The organism is Comamonas resistens (assembly GCF_030064165.1).
Classification (GTDB): Bacteria; Pseudomonadota; Gammaproteobacteria; order Burkholderiales; family Burkholderiaceae_C; genus Comamonas; species Comamonas resistens.
This window is the reverse complement of sequence record NZ_CP125947.1, coordinates 1,517,020-1,531,221: the sequence shown is the minus strand read 5'-3', so window position 1 is coordinate 1,531,221 and position 14,202 is coordinate 1,517,020. Positions and strand designations below refer to the sequence as shown.

At 64.3% G+C, this 14,202-nt stretch carries 11 protein-coding genes; 1 reads left to right on the top strand and 10 read right to left on the bottom strand.

Features of this window, described 5'->3' with window-relative positions; all coding sequences use genetic code 11:
• Positions 1–78: 78 nt before the first annotated feature.
• Positions 79–828, top strand: a complete 750-nt coding sequence (locus QMY55_RS06980; RefSeq protein ID WP_283487942.1) for a glucose 1-dehydrogenase — start codon at positions 79–81, stop codon at positions 826–828.
• A 173-nt stretch (positions 829–1,001) separates the two neighbouring features.
• Here the strand turns inward: QMY55_RS06980 and QMY55_RS06975 are convergent, their stop codons facing one another.
• The 10 genes from QMY55_RS06975 to QMY55_RS06930 all read right to left on the bottom strand — a co-directional run bounded on the left by QMY55_RS06975 (position 1,002) and on the right by QMY55_RS06930 (position 14,194).
• A complete protein-coding gene (locus QMY55_RS06975) occupies positions 1,002–2,096 on the bottom strand; it encodes a dienelactone hydrolase family protein (RefSeq protein ID WP_283487941.1) in 1,095 nt (364 codons plus the stop codon).
• Between the two features lie 81 nt (positions 2,097–2,177).
• A complete protein-coding gene (locus QMY55_RS06970) occupies positions 2,178–3,671 on the bottom strand; it encodes a DUF1302 domain-containing protein (RefSeq protein ID WP_283487940.1) in 1,494 nt (497 codons plus the stop codon).
• Between the two features lie 35 nt (positions 3,672–3,706).
• A complete protein-coding gene (locus QMY55_RS06965) occupies positions 3,707–5,086 on the bottom strand; it encodes a DUF1329 domain-containing protein (protein ID WP_283487939.1) in 1,380 nt (459 codons plus the stop codon).
• A 290-nt stretch (positions 5,087–5,376) separates the two neighbouring features.
• Positions 5,377–5,940 carry a nuclear transport factor 2 family protein gene (locus QMY55_RS06960; RefSeq protein ID WP_283487938.1) on the bottom strand — a complete coding sequence of 188 codons (564 nt, stop codon included), beginning with the start codon at positions 5,938–5,940 and terminating at the stop codon, positions 5,377–5,379.
• A 222-nt stretch (positions 5,941–6,162) separates the two neighbouring features.
• Positions 6,163–7,890, bottom strand: coding sequence for an N-acyl-D-amino-acid deacylase family protein (locus tag QMY55_RS06955; RefSeq protein WP_283487937.1), 1,728 nt, complete (start codon positions 7,888–7,890; stop codon positions 6,163–6,165).
• Positions 7,891–7,907: 17 nt separating this feature from the next.
• Positions 7,908–9,287: a DUF1329 domain-containing protein gene (locus QMY55_RS06950; protein WP_283487936.1), complete on the bottom strand. Its 1,380-nt coding sequence runs from the start codon at positions 9,285–9,287 to the stop codon at positions 7,908–7,910.
• Between the two features lie 274 nt (positions 9,288–9,561).
• Entirely contained in the window at positions 9,562–11,343 is a 1,782-nt protein-coding gene (locus QMY55_RS06945) for a long-chain-acyl-CoA synthetase (RefSeq protein WP_283487935.1), read from the bottom strand.
• Between the two features lie 37 nt (positions 11,344–11,380).
• Positions 11,381–12,562 (bottom strand): acyl-CoA dehydrogenase family protein, encoded by a 1,182-nt coding sequence (locus QMY55_RS06940; protein ID WP_283487934.1) that lies wholly within the window; start codon positions 12,560–12,562, stop codon positions 11,381–11,383.
• Positions 12,563–12,572: 10 nt separating this feature from the next.
• Complete coding sequence (locus QMY55_RS06935; RefSeq protein ID WP_283487933.1) at positions 12,573–13,754, bottom strand: lipid-transfer protein; 1,182 nt, start codon at positions 13,752–13,754, stop codon at positions 12,573–12,575.
• A gap of 23 nt (positions 13,755–13,777) precedes the next feature.
• Positions 13,778–14,194, bottom strand: coding sequence for a MaoC family dehydratase (locus QMY55_RS06930; protein ID WP_283487932.1), 417 nt, complete (start codon positions 14,192–14,194; stop codon positions 13,778–13,780).
• Between the last annotated feature and the right edge of the window lie 8 nt (positions 14,195–14,202).

Here is a 14,202-nt window from a genome sequence, read left to right as displayed (position 1 = left end):
ACCGGGCATTTTCCAAAGAAAGAAAAGCATGAGACAACAGCAACGCGCTCCATTCACGGTGCGGCAGGGGGGCCAGGCATGACCGGACGTCTGCAAGGCAAGGTTGCCCTCATCTCGGGCGGATCGATGGGCATGGGGGCATCGCACGCCAGGGCCTTCGTAGCCGAAGGCGCCCAGGTGGTGATCGGCGATATCGCCGATGAGCAAGGCCAGGCCCTGGTCAGGGAACTGGGCGATGCCGCGCACTATGTACATCTCGACGTGACCCAGTTCGACCAGTGGGAAAAGGCCGTGGCCATCACGGTGCAGCGCTTCGGCAAGCTCAGCACCCTGGTCAACAACGCCGGGATCCTCACCATGGGCCCGCTCTCGGACTACAGCGTCGAGCAGTGGAATCGCACGCTGGCGATCAACCTCACCAGCCAGTTCCTGGGCATGAAGGCCGCGCTCGAAGCCCTCACCAAGAGCGCGCCGGCCTCCATCATCAACATCTCGTCCACCTCGGGGCTCACCGCCCACCCCGGTCTGCTGGGCTACTGCGCCTCGAAATGGGGCTCGACCGGCATGACCAAGTCCGTGGCCCTGGAGCTGGCGGACCGCCACATCCGCGTCAACTCGGTGCACCCCGGTGCTGTGGCCACGCCGCTGACCCAGGCCCTGCACCCCATCGAGGACAAGGACTTCGAGGGCTCCAACCTCACGCGCTTCGCCCATCCCCAGGAAATCTCCAATATGGTCGTCTACCTGGCCAGCGACGAATCCTCGTTCTCCACCGGCGCCTCATTCGTAGTCGACGGCGGCCTGACCGCAGGCTCCGTCATCATGTAAGCGCTTGCGCGCCGGCCTCAGAGCCACACGGCATGTGCCGTGTGGCTTTTTTCATGCGGGCGCACTCATAAAAAACAGGATCAAATAACGCAGCATGGTCAATGACCACGCAGCATTTTCATGCACAAAAAAGGCCCGCATCACTACGGGCCTGGTGGCGGGTCCTACTCCTGCTACATCTCGAAGCGCGCCTTCAGAAACTGCAGCAGCTGCCGGCTCGCCAGGCTACGCGCGGTTTCGTCGCGGCCACTGAGGTAGCCGACCTTCACGCAGTCGCCCAGCGCCTTGCCGCTCTGGATGCGGATCTGGTAGCGGGTCTGTCGGTCTGGCCTGGCCCCCTCTGGGATCAGCACCTGTCCGTTGAGCATGGGCAGGTCCTTGTCGTTGAACTCGATGGTGCAGCCGGCCAGATAGGGCTTGTCCGTGACATGACGCACGCGGGTGCTTTCCCAATCATGGCCGGCCCGGGCATAGACCACGGTGCTGACGTCCGAGCCAGCGTGGCGCAGCGCCGTCTCCTGCTCGGTGCAAGCCACCAGGTCGTTCGATGCATCCCTGCCGGCGCGAAAGCTCATCAACGGCGCCCCCGTGGTCTTGCGCGTCTGCAATTTGGCATAGCAGGGGCCGTAGAAATCCACATGCAGGGCAAAGGGCCGCACCTCGGGGGCCAGCTTCTCTCGGATGCGCTCGTCCATGCTCATGCGCGCCGCGATCCCGCCCTTGGAAAACCCCATCAGGCCGATGCGCCCGCCGTCAATCGCCGGGTGCTTGTTCAAGGTCTTCAGCGCCGCATAGGCATCGGCCACCGCGTCGAACTCCGAGGTCCCCATGACCTTGAGCGCATCGGGCATTTCCTCGCTGATGCCGCGCGGCTTGAAGTTGTCGATGACCAGCGCGGCAATGCCGCTATCGGCCAGCGCCTGTGCGGTTTCGTTCTCACGCCCCGGAATCGCTCCAGCCCCGCCCGGCAATATGACCATGGCAGGCACCGGCCTCTTCTCACTGGCATGTGCCGGCAAAAGCAGCTTGCCCATGCCCATGGTGGCTTCGGCCTTGCCCGGCTGATTGAGCAGCACATCGAGGTCATAAGGGCTGCTGGATCTAAATCGAATCTCGCCTTGCGTGTCGCCGTTCAGCACCGTGGGCGGCATCATGGGAATGACTCTTGGCAAGGGCGGCAGTGCATCGAACATGGACTGAGCCCCGGCCGAAGCGCTGCACAGGCACAGCAGCGCCATGCCCAGACCGGACCATTTCCTGGAGATCATGAATTGCATTTCCTTAACTCCCACCTCAGACACAAAAGCCCGGAATGACCGGGCCTTTGGGGTTGGATTTGCTCGTGAGATTTAGAACGAGTACTTTGCAGTCACAGACAGCTGATCGCGGTCTGTCAGCATCCGGTTCTTCAGCGGATCGACGGAAGGATTGCCCATGTAGTTGGCGTAAGTGACGTTGATCGAGAGGTTGTTTTTGCGAACAAAGGTCACGCCCAGGCTAAGACGGCTGTCGCCCTGACCACCGCCAAAAGTACCCACCATCGAGCGACCAACGATCTGCGACTGGTAGCTGATGGGAACACTCATGTCCCAGCCCTCGAAGATACCGGGGTAGCCCAGCGTCAGGGTCGCCGCGCCCACCAGCGAGTTGCGGGTCTTGAAGTTGAGATCGTTGAGGCTGCCCTCTTCCACACTCATCACACGTGAGCCGGAAATTTCAGTCGCCAGGGACACATCATCGGCAAACGAGGTACGACCGATATTGAAGATGCCGCCTACGTTGCCCTGCACCACATTGCCGCGCACCGGCGTGGCCAGATCGCCCATCAGCACGGGCGTGCCCTTGCGGTAGCTGGCTTCACCGAAGGCGGAGAACATGCCGAAGGTCGTGCTGACCGTGGCGCCCAGCATCTTGATGCCGTCAAAGTACTTGATGTTGTAGCCCCCCAGAGCGTTCATCGCGACGGTGGGCGAGCGATCCTTGTAGTCTAGGTAGTACAGGCCCAGTTCGGTTTCACTCGTCAGACGGTAGCGCGTACCGATACCCCACTGACCGGACTTGCCGGGACGGATGTCGTCGCCCCGCGGCAGATAGCAGGCCGGTCCAGCCCTGTAGCCGCAGTTCGCGCCGGGGCCGATCAGGTTGGTGGTGCTGGTATACATGCCCACGGCCGGCAGCAGCGTCTCATGGAAGCCAAACTGATAGTGGGCCAGCAGCGACAGCTTGGGGTTGACCTCCAGCGATGCCGAGATCTGGTCTTCGGGCAGCAGGATTTCCTTGATTTCCGCACCAGGCGATGCCGCCTTGGCCGCATCGCTGGGGCCCTGCGCACCGGCGATATTGGCAAAGAACATGGACTCGCCCCAGTTCATCACCTGCTTGCCCAGGCGCATCGTGGCACGGGCTTCACCCAGGTTGAAGCTCGTGTAGGCATAGGTGTCGAGCAGACGCGAGTAGCCGCCGCCATAGCGCTTGGCCGCCGAGGTGAACTGATCGGCAGGGCCGCCCGTGCTGATCGGCCCCTTGTTGTCATTCCTCTGGTGGTACACATCGTCATAGAAGGTGCTGGCATTGAGCACAAAACCGCTATCGCCTTTGGACAGCCTGCTCTCCCATACCGCCCCAAGGCGGTTGGCCGTCAGAGAACCCTTCTTAAAGTTGTTGTTGCCGTCAGATGCAATCACCGGGGAAGGATTGTTCAGACGAACACCCAGGCCATAGTTCAAGTTCAGACGCCAGTCGAACTTCAAGCCATCGCCAAGGTCAACCGTCTCCCCCGCGTGAACAGCCCCCATGCCCAGGGACAGCAGCGCGGCCACTGCGATGGGTGTGAGTTTCTTCATATTGTTTTTCATGATGAATCGCTGGTTGATAAAACTTAGTTGCCGGCGTTGCGAGCGGCTTCGGGGGTGAACATGGAAGGCGTCATTCCGCCGCGGTTAAGCACCGGGCCCTTCGGACGCTCCTGGAACAGCGTGTAGGCCAAGTAGGAATTGGCGTTGAGGTCGTGATAGAACGAGGTACCGGCGTGCCAGGCATTCAGGTCGTACGAGTAGTACATATTGACCGAGGCGTGCTGCCACAACTGGCCGCGCGCGTCATACATGTCGCTGAGCACGGCCTGGCCGGTATCCTCGTCGGCATACATCACGCGCTTGCCGTAGATATGGCGGTAGCCCTCCTTGAGCGTGCCCTCGATCACCCAGACCCGACGCAGCTCATAGCGCAGGAACTCGGGATTGGGGTGGTGGGGCGTGAGCAGGTCCTTGTACTTGACGGTCGGCTGAACCAGACGCAGGGCGTTGGCAGGAATGTACATCTCCTTCTTGCCCACCAGCTTCCAGTTGTAGCGCTCTGGCGAGCCGTTGAACAGGCGGTCGGAGTCGACGGTCATCTTGCCGCCAGTGCCGGGCAGGGGCTGGTCGAAGCCGAACTCTGGCAATTGGCGCACACGGCGGGTGCCGGGGTCGTACTGCCAGGCCAAGCGCTTTTTCGTGCCGTAGTCGGCGGGGTCCGAGGTGATGGTGACGCTGCCCTTTTCGCGCTCGGGAAGTTGCACCTTGGTGATGGTGTAGGCCGTCACATCGCCCACCGGCTTGCCGACTTCAGCCGGGTTGTTGGGCGGTGCCAGGTAGCGCAGCTCATTACGGCCGAAGGTGACGGAGCCGTCGGACAACACGTTGGCCGAGTCGGCAACGTTCTCCTCGGTATAGGCGCGCGTGGGCAGCATCGTGTTCCAGAACGCCTCGAGGCCATTCTTGGGAATGGGGAAGCTGATGGCGCCACCCAGGCTCTTGATGCCCTGACCATCGGTCACCATTTCTGCCGTCGTCGCATTCTTCTTGATGGCCGCGCACACCTCGTCGCTGTAGCGGAAGTCACGGTGCCCCTTGTAGACGGGGATCTGCATGGTCTTGGGGTACTTCTGGAACATGGCCTTCTGGCCCGGACTGAGCTTGTCGGCGTACTGTTCAAAATTGGCCGCCGTGATGACGAACAGCGGCTTTTCGTCGGCATAAATGTCCACCGGATGCTCGCCGCTGTGGGGGTTATGCCGCACGCCGGGCGGCGCGCCCAACCACTTGCCGGTGAACTCGGGAATCGTGCCCTCCTTGTTGCCTGCCTTGATCGCGCCGACACAAGTCAAGTCCTTACCTAAGCGCTCTGCATCGCTGGCAGACACTTTGGCCTGGGCCGATACCGCCACAATCAGCCCCACCGCCACAGCAAGCGGGGTCTTTCCCATTACACGCTTCATCAATGTCTCCTAGGTTCTGGTTTTTTACTTTTTCGCGGCTACAAACGGAGCTTCATCGCATCCTCTTACCTGCACCATCGACAGGCGAGCGGATAGTACGGTTGCAACCTCTTTCGGCCATCGTCTGATGAGACTAATGTCAGACCCTGGAAAGCCAGCTTCCGCACCTACATGCATAAAAAAAACCCGTTTGCACTCAGGCATAACGGGTCTTGAAAGCACGGGAAATGATCTAAAAAATCAACCACCCTCAGCCGTCCCAGCTAGGAAGCGAGAAGGTGATCCGTACATTAACTCTGGTCAGTCACGAGCGCGAAGATATCCTTCTGCTGCAGCGGTCTCGCTTCAATTCCAGCGAAGCCGTCGCCCGCGATGTAGGAGTCCTCGCAGCGCACCAGGCTGTGCTCGTCGAAGCCCCAGACAATGAGCAGGCGCGCCTCGAACAAATAGTAGGGAGCGTCGCCATCCACCGCCCGGCCCATGGCTCGCAACACCTCCGTGGGGTAGGCGATACGCAGCGCCCCTTCGGCCGTCACATGGTCGCGGTCGGCGACGAGACGGTCGATGGCGTGCTCGATCTGGTGGCAGTTGGCCGCCACCATGCCGCCGTAGTACTGGGCGATGGCCTCCTTGGAGCGCGGGCTCTGAGGTGAATCGGGGCCGGAGCTGAAGCTCATGTAGGCCGCCTGCGGCGACACGGTGGCCATTAGCGTCTCGAAGTCGCCCAACGCCTCGGCGTGCATGTGCTCGAGCATCTTGCGCAGGTTGCGCACGGTCTTGGCGTCGTCGCCGGGCTGGGCCAGGCGGGCCTCGATGGCGCGCAGTTGCTTGCGGGGGTCGATCTTGTAGGTCATTCGTGGATTTCCGGTGGTGGTGGAGAGGATGGCCAGCGCGCAAGGCGCGGCGCTGCCTGCCGGCCCGTGGCCGGCTTTTGGGTTGCTTCAAATAGGGGAGCTTCTTGCGCTCTATCAGCAATAATTTCAAATACATTTCTATTTGAATTTCTTGCATAGCAAGCGCTAGAAGCTATGATTTTTGATATTCAACCTCTCCCGTTAGAAGAGGCTCAAGAGACATCAGGCGGCGGACTCGGCGCGCGGGCTCACGAACTCTCCGGGCATGGCGCCGGTAAAGCGCCCCTCGAAGAAGGTCGGCATGCCGTTGACCATGGTCAGGCGCATGGGCGCAGCATCGCGCGTGTAACGCCAGGTGACGCCGAAGTCGCCATTGGGCACGTCGAAGCGCTTGTACTCCTCGCGGCGCTGGATCTCGGCCAGGTCGAAGACCACGATGTCGGCGCGCAGGCCGGGCCTAATCGCGCCGCGGTCGCTCAGGTTGAAGTGCCGCGCGAGCTTGCCGGTCATCGCGTGGATGGCCTCCTCTATCGTCACCCGGCCCTCGTCGCGGCAGAACTTGGTCAGCAGCAGGATGTTCTCGCCGCCGCCGCAGAACATCTGGCCGTGGGCCGGTGCGTCCGAGATATTGCCCACGGTCTGCGGGTGCCTGAGCAGCTCGATGGTCAAGTCCTCCAGCATGGGAAAGGGCGCCATGTGCACGGTGGAGCGCACGCCGTTGGCGATGATCCACTCGGCCATGGCGTCCGAGGTATGCAGGCCGCGCCGGTCGGCATAGTCCTGCAGCGTGAGGTTGATGGGCCCCATGCCGTTGTCCGAGTTGCGCAGGTGCAGACGCTGCGGGTTGGCCATGGGCGCGTGCGGCCAGACCTTGGTGTCCCAGCTCTCGCGCGCCCGCGCCCGCCAGAGCGGGTCGTTCAGCAGCGCGAGCTTAGCCTCCTCGGTCTCGGCCAGCACCACCTCGTGCCAGACGTAGTCGTTGGACTGGGCGAAGATCAGCGAGCGCGTGAGCGACAGGGTGTTGGTCGGCGAGACATGGGCAAAGCCCGGCCAGATGTCGTGGCCGTCGGCCTGGGCGCGCTCGATCAGCGGCTTGAGGATGTCCAGCGCCGGCTTCTGGAACTCCAGCGTGGGAATGCCGCCGGCGATCTGCACGCGCAGCTTCTTGCCCTGCAGCAGGCGCACGATGCGCTCCACGCTGGCCGGCGCCGACATGCGCATGAAGGTGTCGACGATGACCTGCAGCGTGCAGCCCGGGTGGCGGTCCAGCACGGCCATCAGCGCATCGAACTCGGCGTCGTCGGCCAGCAGCGTGGGAATCGGCCGGTCCTGGCCGTCGTGGTCGAGCAGGTTGGACGACATGCCTAAAGCGCCGGCCTGCATGGCGTCTTCCAGCAGCTCGGCCATGTGCTCTATCTCGGCCGGCGTGGCCGCGCGGCTCCAGGCGTCCATGCCCATGGCCGCAAGGCGGATGGCGATATGGCCGACGAAGGAGCCGTAGTTGGCCGGCATCTTCAGCCGCGTGGTCATGGAGCGCTGGTACTCCGACCACTTGCGCCAGTCCCAGGGCAGGTTCTTCTGGAACGGCCCCTCGGGAATGTCCTCGAAGAAGGAGAAGATCTTGATCATCTCGTGGGCCACTTCGGGGTCGTTCGAGATCGGCGCGGCCGAGAAGCCGCAGTTGCCCATCACCACCGTGGTCGCGCCGTAGCCCGGCAGCGGGTCCAGGTCGGCCTGCCACCACATGGTGGCGTCGAAGTGGGTGTGGCTCTCGATGAAGCCCGGCGTGACGTAGCAGCCCTTGGCGTCGATCACGCGCTCGTCCTCGCGCGGTGCCAGCCCGGGCGCCACCTCGACGATGGTCTTGCCCTGCACCCGCACATCGGCCGCAAAGGCGGGTGCGCCGCTGCCGTCCACCACCGTGCCGCCCTTAATCAGAATCGTGTTCATGTGTGTTCTCCTTGGAATCAATTGCCTGCGTTGCGCGCGGCTTCGGGCGTGTACATGGACGGCGTCAGCCCGCCGCGGTCCAGAATCGGTCCATTGGGTCGCTCGTTGACCAGCGCATAGCCCAGGTAGGAGCCGGCATTGAGGTCGTGGTAGAAGGACGCGCCGGCATGCCAAGCGTTCAGGTCGTACGAGTAGTACATGTTGATGAAGGCGTGCTGCCACAGCTGGCCGCGCGCGTCGTACATATCGCCCACCACGGCCTGGCCCGTGTCCTCGTCGGCATACATCACGCGCTTGCCATAGACGTGGCGGTAGCCCGGCTTGAGCGTGCCCTCGATTACCCATACCCGGCGCAGCTCGTAGCGCATGTATTTGGGGTTTGCATGGTTGGGCGTGAGCAGATCTTTGTACGTGATGTTGGGCTGCATCACCCGATAGGCGTTGGCGGGGATGTACAGCTCCTTCTTGCCCAGCAGCTTCCAGTCGTAGCGGTCGGGCGGACCATTGAACAAACGGTCGGAGTCGGTGGTGAGCTTGCCGCCCGTGCCGGGCGTCGGCATGTCGTAGCCGAAGTCGGGCAGTTGGCGCACGCGGCGCGTACCCGGGTCGTACATCCAGCCCAGGCGTTTGGTCGTACCGTAGTTGGCCGGCTCGGCCACGATGACCACCGTGCCCTTTTCACGATCGGGAAGCTGCGTCCTGGTGAAGGCGTAAGCTGTCACATCCTCCATGGGCTTGCCCATCTTGGCCGGGTCATTGAATGTCGAAAGGTAACGCGATTCGTTGCGCCCGTAGACGATGGAGCCGTTGGACAGCACATTGACCGCATCGGCCTGGCTCTCTTCGGTATAGGCACGCGTAGGCAGCAAGGTGTTCCACAGCGCCTCCAAACCCGTCTTGGGAAACGGGAAACTGATGCTTCCCATACGCCCCTTGAGCCCCATTTGGTTTTCAGTTACCTCGGCCTCCAGCGCATTTTTCTTGATGGTCTCGCAAACTGCGTCGCTATAGCGGAAATCGCGATGTCCCTTGTAGACGGGGATCTGCATGGTCTTGGGGTACTTCTGGAACATGGCCTTCTGGCCCGGACTGAGCTTGTCGGCGTACTGCTCGACATTGGCCGCCGTGATGACGAACAACGGCTTTTCGTCGGCATAAATGTCCACCGGGTGCTCGCCGCTGTGGGGGTTATGCCGCACGCCGGGCGGCGCGCCCAGCCACTTGCCGGTGAACTCGGGGATCGTGCCCTCCTTGTTGCCGGCCTTGATGGCCCCCACACAGGTCAGCTCCTTGCCCAATTGCTCCACTTCGCTCACTGTAGCCTTGGCGTGGGCCGATGCGCACAGCATCAGGCCCACCGCCATGGCCAGCGAAGTTTTGGTCACTGCACACTTCATCTTCTCGGTCTCCTTGGTTCTGGTCTTTCTGCAGGGCGCACCCTGCGGACGCTTCGCGCTGCCCCGCTGCCTGCACCGTTCGCAGACAAGTAGATGCTGGAATCGGCGCCCCCTTTCCCCATCGTCCGACAGGACTAAGTCCTATCCCCACTTGGCGTATCCCGGCATTTACCAGAATACGGCGCCTATTTTTTAAGCATTCGCAGCGGGCATCCCATGCAAAAAAGCCCGTGGATGCAGACGCATCCACGGGCTTTTTCAGAGGCAGGAAGGCTTAGCCCAGCGCCTGCTCTACGGCGGCCTCCGTAAGCGGCACATAGCGTTGCTGCCGGTCGTCGCGCACATAGAGCGGATCGCCGGTCTGCGCACGGTCATAGCCCTGCCTTTGCAGGTCGACCTTGCGCAGCTTGTAGTTGCCCGTCATGTCGGGCTGGTCCATCAGGCGCACGAACAGCGGCGCCGCATAGCGCGGCAGGCGGCTGGTGGCCAGCGCCCAGAAGGCCTGCGGATCGAAGCCCGCGCCCTCGCGCAGCACCAGCGCCGCCATGCCCGCGCGGCCGCCATGGCCCGGCACCGGCACGCCGTAGACGGTGATGGCGTCCAGGCCGGCGAAGTCGCCCAGCGCATCGGCCACCTCCAGCGTCGAGACGTTCTCGCTCTTCCAGCGGAAGGTATCGCCTATGCGGTCCACGAACCAGAGGTAACCCTCGTCGTCGCAACGCAACAAATCGCCCGAGGACCACCAGGCATCGCCCCGGGCGAACACGTCGCGCAGGATCTTCTGCTCGGAGGCCTCGGCGCTGGTATAGCCCTCGAAACGCCCGGCCATCACATCGGGGTAGGCCATCAGCATGCCTATGGCCTCGCCGGGCTCGCCGACGGCGGCCAGCTGCAGGAAGCCGTCGGCATCGCGCAGGTAGTCGCCCTGCTCCTGGTCGTAGCGCACCAGGCGCAGGTTGGTCTTCTCCCAGAACGGAATGCGGCCGCAGGAGCCTATGCGGTTGTCCAGGTTGATGCTGCTGGTGTTAGCCTCGGTGCTGCCCCAGCCCTCGAAGATCTGGAAGTCCTCGCCGAAGCGGCTGGTCCACTGCTGCCAGATCTCGGGCGACAGGCCGGTGCCGGCCATCTTGCGTAGCATGTGCTCACGATCATCGGCCCGGGCCGGCGCGCTGAGCAAAAAGCGGCAGATCTCGCCCACGTATTGGCAGAAAGTGACGCCATGGCGGCGCACGTCGGTCCAGAACTCGCTGCGGCTGAACTTGCGCCGCACCAGGATGGCGGAGCCCGCGCCCAGCGCCGTGGACGTGAGCGACATCGAGGCCGCGCCGTGATACAGCGGCAGAAAGCAGTACATGCAGTCGTCCACGCCCATGCCCCACAGCTCCTGCATGCAGTCGCCCGCCATGAGCCAGCGCGCATGGCTGACGATGGCCGCCTTGGGCAGGCCGGTGGTGCCCGAGGTGAAGATGTACTGGGCCGTGTCGCCTGCCCTGAGCCCGTCACGCCACTCTTGCGGCACATTGCCACCGTCCTGGGCACCGGCCAGGGCCTGCAGGTCCGGGCCGCAAGACTCGCCCGCTCCGGCATCGGGCCAGTGCCACAGCGCCAGGTCTTCAACCTCCGCAAAGCGCGCCGAGCATTCCCCGCCGACGATGGCATGGCGGGCCCCGGTCACCTCCAGCGCATGCTGCAGCAGCCGGCCCGACACATGGGTGTTGATGAAGGCCACTACGGCGCCCAGCTTGGCGATGCCGAACCAGGCGAAGAAGAAGGCGGCGCGGTTCTCCATGGCCAGGGCCACCACGTCGCCCCGGACCACGCCCTGCTGGCGCAGCGCACGCGCCACCTGGTTGGCGCGCCGGTTGACCTCGGCGTAGCTGTAGCGCTGCAAGCCTTCGAGCACCAGGCTGCGCTCGCCGAACTGGCGCGCACTGTCCTCGAGCCGGTCGGCCGTGGTGTACGGCAGGGATGCCAGGTACCTGGCGGCAATGGCCGAGCGGCGGTCCAGCTTCTGCTGGGTCTGCTCGCGCGGCGGCACGGTGGTCGATACGCTCATCCTGGGTCTCCTCCTCTTGCTTTTGTGGGCGCCATGCTCAGCGCTGCGGGCGCGGCAGGCCCAGGCCGAACTGGGCGATCAGCTCGCGCTGGATCTCGTTGGTGCCGCCGCCAAAGGTGTTGATGGTGGCCACGCGCAGCTCGTACTCCAGCTCGCCCATCAGATAGGCCGCGGCCGAGCCGCCGCGCACCAGGGCGCTGCTGCCCACGATGTCCATGAGCTTGTGCAGCACCTCGACCACGCCTTCGGAGCCATAGACCTTGGAAGCCGAGGCCAGGCTCACATCCAGCGCGCCGGCCTCCAGGCTGGCGGCAATGCGCAGATTGGTCAGGCGCTGGGCCTCCAGCCGCACATAGCATTCGGCCAGGCTGCGGCGCACCCAGGCCTGGTCCATGGCACAGCGCCCGTCCTCGTCCCTGGCCTTGGCCCATTGCAGCACCCGGGTAAAGGGGCCGAACACCTTGTCGGACCAGGCGCCCAGGCCCAGGCGCTCGTGGTTGAGCTGCGCGGTGATGAGCTTCCAGCCACCGTGGAGCGGCCCCACCAGGCGGCTGGCCGGCACCTGCACGTTGTCGTAGTAGGTGGCCGCCGTGTACACGCCCACGGTCTCGATCAGCGTGTGCGAAAAGCCGGGGGCTCGCGTATCCACCACCATGATGGAAATGCCCTTGTGGCGCGCCAGATCGGGACTGGTACGCACGGCCAGCCAGACGTAGTCGGCCGCCTCCACGCCCGAGGTCCAGAGCTTCTGCCCATTGACCACAAAGTGGCCGCTGTGCAGGTCGCCCTGCAGGCTGGCCTGGGTCTTGAGCACGGCCAAGTCCGAGCCCGCGCCGGGCTCGGAGTAGCCGATGGCGAAGATAGTGTCGCCGCTGGCCATGCCGGGCAGGAACTCCTGCTTCTGCGCCTCGGAGCCGTGCGCCATCAGCGCCGGGCCCACGGTGCTGATGGTCACGAAGGGCAGCGGCGCGCCCGCGATATTGGCCTCCTCCATGAAGATCAGTTGCTCGGTGGCCGACAGGCCCTGGCCGCCGTACTCTCTGGGCCAGCCTATGGCCAGCCAGCCGTCGCGGCCCATCTCGCGGATCAGGGCGCGGTATTCGTCGCCGCCCTCGGCGCCGCGCATGCGGGCCTTGAGCTCGGGCGTCATCAGCGCCTGGAAGTAGTCGCGGCACTGGAGGCGCAGCGCATGCTGCTCGGGGGTCAGATCAATGAACATGGCATCTCCCTCAAACCGCATCGCCCAGGATCAGGCCACTGGTGGGCACGCCGGTGCCGGCCGTGACCACCACGTTGCGCACGTCGGCAATCTGGTTGACCGAGGTTCCGCGCACCTGGCGCACGCCTTCGGCAATGCCGTTCATGCCGTGGATATAGGCCTCGCCCAGCTGGCCGCCGTGGGGGTTGATGGGCAGCAGGCCGCCACGCGCGTGCTGGCCGGCGCGCACGAAGTCCTTGGCCTCGCCGCGCGCGCAGAAGCCGAACTCCTCAAGCTGGGTCAGCACAAAGGGCGTGAAGTGGTCGTACAGCACCGCCGTCTGTATGTCCTTGGGCCCCAGGCCGCTTTGCCGCCACAGCTGGCGCGCCACATGGCCCATCTCGGGCAGGCCGGTGATGTCCTCGCGGTAGAACGAGGTCATGGACTGCTGGCCCGCGCTGATTCCCTGGGCCGCGCCCTTGATGTAGACCGGCCTGGCCCGCAGGTCGCGCGCACGCTCGCTGGAAGTGATGACCAGGGCCACGGCGCCGTCGGACTCCTGGCAGCAGTCCAGCAGGCGCAGCGGGTCGCAGATCCACTTGCTCTGCTGGTGGTCTTGCAGCGTGATGGGCTTGCCATGGAAGAAGGCCGCCGGGTTGGTGGCAGCGAAGTCGCGCACGGCCACGGCCACGCGGCCGAAGTCCTCGCTGGTTGCGCCATAGGTGTGCATGTAGCGGCGCGCGAACATGCCCACCCAGGCCGCGGGCGTGTGGAAGCCGTGCGGCATGTACCAGCCGAAGTTCACGCTCTCGAAGAACGGCTGGGAGCGAAAGCCGTAGTCGCCCGTGCCGAAGCGGTACCAGCTGCGCTCGTTCATGGCCCGGTAGACCACGACGGTCTTGGCCACGCCCGTGGCCACGGCCATGGCCGCGTGCAGCACGGGCGCGCAGGCCGCGCCGCCGCCGTGCGGCACCTGCGAGAAGAAGCTCACGTTCGGCAGTCCCAGCAGGCGCGCGATCTCGTACTCGGGCACCTTGTCCATGGTGTAGGAGGAAAAGCCGTCCACCTCCTTCGGAGCTATGCCGGCATCGGCCAGCGCGGCCAGCGTGGCCTCCATGGCCAGGCGCAGCTCGCTGCGGCCGGAGTGCTTGGAAAACTCGGTGGCGCCCAGGCCCACGATGGCCGCGCGCCCGGAAATGTTCAGGTCATTCACCGTGCGGTCTCCCCAAATCGTTCTTATGGCAGTGCGACCTGTACCGTGCCGCTGACGTGTGCGCCCATGGAGTTCGTGCCCTTGAGCGCGACCTGCACGCTGCGCGTGGCCTCGTGCTTGCCGGTGATGGCGCCGGTGAACTGCAGGGTGTCGCCCGGGTAGTTGGGCGCGCCCAGGCGGATCTTCAGGTCCATCAGGCGCGAACCCGAGCCGGCCCAGCTTTCGACGAAGCGCTGCACCAGGCCGTTAGTGGTCAGGATGTTCATGAAGATGTGGGGCGAGCCCAGGGCGCGCGCGGCATCGGCGTCGTGGTGCACGTTCTGGTAGTCGCGCGTGGCGATGGCGCCGCCCGTGATCAGCGGCACGGTGACGGGCACGCTCAGGGGTTGCAGTTCATCGCCGACGTTCACCGTCTCGAAGCGGGGGCTTGGCTTGCTCATCGCGTTGT